Source organism: Brevundimonas sp. (genome assembly GCF_023259385.1).
Taxonomy (GTDB): domain Bacteria; phylum Pseudomonadota; class Alphaproteobacteria; order Caulobacterales; family Caulobacteraceae; genus Brevundimonas.
The window spans coordinates 1-3391 of record NZ_JAHFPF010000320.1 but is presented as its reverse complement, the minus strand read 5'-3'; the positions used below and the strand labels follow the sequence as shown (position 1 = coordinate 3391).

Sequence of the window (3391 nt, the reverse complement as noted above, 5' to 3'; positions counted from 1 at the left end):
GGCTCGCCCCAACGACGTCCGCACGTCGATCGACTCGACCAGCTACAGCCTGGCGAACGACCTGCAGGCGGCCACAGGCTCCCTGGCCGACGCCCTTCGCAATGTGCCGTCGGTCGAGGTCGATCCCGACGGCAACGTCAGCCTGCGCGGCGACGCCAATGTCACCATCCTGGTCGACGGCCGGCCCTCGACCCAGTTCAACGGCCCGAGCCGCGCCCAGATGGTGCTGCAGATTCCGGCCAGCCAGTACGCGCGCATCGAGGTGATGACCAACCCTTCGGCCGCCTACAGCCCTGAAGGATCGGGCGGGGTGATCAATCTGATCTCCAAGCCCAACGCCGTGCGTCCCGGCGCGACCACCACCGGCTCGATCCGCGCCAATATCGGCGACAACGAGCGCTACAATTTCGGCGGCAGCATCGCCCATGTGGTCGGCAAGACGACCCTGTCGGCCGATATCGGCGTGCGTCACGACACCTTCGTTCAGGAGATCGACCGCCTGCGTGAACGGTTCGACGCCGGCGCCGGTCGCTTCCTCCAGGCGCGCTCGAACCTGAACGCCGACGGCCATTCCGACAACGTCTTCGTGCGCCTCGCGGCCGAACATAACCTCGACGACAAGACGCAGATCACCGGCGAAGTCCGCCACGTCGACGTTGAGAACGTGATCAACGCCCTCGACCTCTATGAGGCCGATGCCGCCAGCGGCGGCCTGGCCTCGGCCTACGCCCGCAACTCGACCGGTGGCTTCTCGGGCCAGTTCTCGGGCGGGTCGGCGCGCGTCCTGCGCCGCTTCGACGGCCAGGGCCACGAATGGTCCAACGAGGTCCGTTTCGACCGCAACCGCTTCAGCCTCGACTTCGACACCACGGTGAACCTGCGCATTCCGGCGCCGGCCCTGTCCTATGAGACGGTCGAGAACCAGAACCGCCAGGACCAGCTGGGGATCACCAGCGCCTATGTCCGCCCCCTGGCGGACGGCGGCCGTCTGCGTCTCGGCTACGAGCTGCAGGCGTCCAATCTGAAGCTCGACAATTTCGTTGCGCGCGGCCCGACGCCCGGCGGCATGATCCCCGATCCGATCGTCTCCAACGCGTTCCACGTCGATCAGACGGTGCACGCCCTCTATGCGACCTGGGAAAAGCCGTTCGGCGAGAAGCTGTCGGCCCAGTTCGGCCTGCGGCTGGAACAGGCGAACATCGACCTCGACCAGGTCACGACCAACATCCAGTCGTCCAATGACTATTTCCGCGCCTATCCGACGCTGCACCTGTCCTACACGCTCAGCGAGGGCGAGACCGTCCGCGGCAGCTACAGCCGGCGCATCCAGCGGCCCAACCCGCAGGACCTGAACCCCTTCCTGAGCTATCAGGACAACCTCAACTACCGCTCGGGCAACCCGAACCTGCTGCCGCAGGAGACGGATTCCTTCGAGGTCATGTGGCAGAAGCGGGTCCAGCAGACCTTCTATCAGGCGACCCTCTACTACCGCGACACCACCGACGCCTTCACCCAGGTGACCAGCGACATCGGCGGCGGCGTCTTCCTGACCCGGCCCGAGAACCTCGGCTCCAGCACCGCCACGGGCATCGAGCTGGTGGCCAACGGGGCGCTGCATCCGACCCTGCGCTACAACGCCAGCATCAACGGCTTCCGTCAGGAAATCGACGCCGCGGGCATTCCGGGCGCGGTAAACCGCTCGATCGAGAGCGTCGGCGGCCGTCTGACGCTCAACTGGCAGCCGACCCAGGACGACTTCGTGCAGCTCTCCGGCATCTGGACCGGCGACCAGCTTCTGGCCCAGGGCGAGCGCGTGCAGGCCACGCTGGTGAACTTCGGCTACCGCCGCAAGCTCAACAAGGACTGGTCCTTCCAGGCGACCGTGCGCGACGTCCTGGACGAGTTCGGGGCGACCACCACCATTCAGACCCCGGCTTTCACCGACCGCACCCGCATGACCTTCGGCGGCCGTGCGGCCTATATCGGCCTCACCTGGACCTTCGGCTCGGGCCAGCGGCGCCCGGAACAGTTCGACTTCTCGGCGCCGTCGACCGGAAGCTGATCCCTCTGTCGCCACGCAAGGGCTCGCTCTTGCGTGGCGAATGGGCCACACCCACCTGAGCTGCAGCCGGACGGCGCGTCGCTGGCTTGAAAGGGCGCGTCTTCCGGAATCCGCCTCAGAAGGGGATGCCCGCCTTGAATCTCGACCTCTACTCCGACCGCGCCAAACAGGCCGTCCAATCCGCCCAGTCGCTGGCGCTGGCCCGCCGACATCAGCAGTTCGCGCCCGAACACCTGCTCAAGGTGCTCTTGGAAGAGCGCGATGGCCTCGCCCGCAACCTGATCACGGCCGCCGGGGGCGACCCCAAGCGCGCGGAAGCCGACGTCGAGACCGCGCTGAGCAAGCGCGCCCAGGTCTCCGGCGGCTCGGGCCAGCTCTATCTGGACGGCGACACCGCCCGTGTCTTCGCCGCCGCCGAAGCCGCGTCCAAGAAGGCCGGCGACGCCTTCGTCACCACCGAACGCCTGCTCTCGGCCCTCGCCCGCGAAGGCGGGGTCGCCGCCACCGTCCTCGGCGCCGCCGGGGCCAAGCCCGACGCGCTGGACGCCGCCATCGTCGAGGTCCGCAAGGGCAAGACCGCCGACAGCGCCGGGGCGGAAGACGGCTATGACGCCCTGAAGCGCTATGCCCGCGACCTGACGCTGGCCGCCGCCGACGGCAAGATCGACCCGGTCATCGGCCGCGACGAGGAGATCCGCCGCACCATCCAGGTCCTGGCCCGCCGCACCAAGAACAACCCCGTCCTGATCGGTGAGCCGGGCGTCGGCAAGACCGCCATCGTCGAGGGCCTGGCCCTGCGCATCGTCAACGGCGACGTGCCCGAAAGCCTGCGCGACAAGAAGGTCCTGTCGCTCGACATGGGCAGCCTGATCGCCGGCGCGAAATACCGCGGCGAGTTCGAGGAGCGGCTCAAGGCCGTGCTCAACGAGGTCGCGGCGGCCGAGGGCGGCATCGTCCTGTTCATCGACGAGATGCACACCCTGGTCGGCGCCGGTAAGGGCGACGGCGCCATGGACGCCTCCAACCTGCTCAAGCCCGCGCTCGCCCGCGGCGAGCTGCACTGCGTCGGCGCCACCACGCTGGACGAGTACCGCAAGCACGTGGAGAAGGACGCGGCCCTGGCCCGGCGCTTCCAGCCGGTCTTCGTCGCGGAACCCACGGTCGAGGACACCGTCTCGATCCTCCGTGGACTGAAGGAGAAGTACGAGGTCCACCACGGGGTGCGCATCTCCGACGCCGCCATCGTGGCCGCCGCCACCCTGTCGAACCGCTACATCACCGACCGCTTCCTGCCGGACAAGGCCATCGACCTGATCGACGAGGCCGCCT

General features: G+C 68.2%; 2 protein-coding genes. Both read left to right on the top strand.

Annotation, left to right across the window (positions count from 1 at the left end; all coding sequences use genetic code 11):
* A partial coding sequence (locus Q0C81_RS17540) for an outer membrane beta-barrel family protein (protein ID WP_291841015.1) occupies positions 1–2062 on the top strand: 2062 nt, incomplete at its 5' end.
* A 134-nt stretch (positions 2063–2196) separates the two neighbouring features.
* The coding region (locus Q0C81_RS17535) for a Clp protease N-terminal domain-containing protein (RefSeq protein WP_291841017.1) at positions 2197–3391 on the top strand (1195 nt) is incomplete at its 3' end.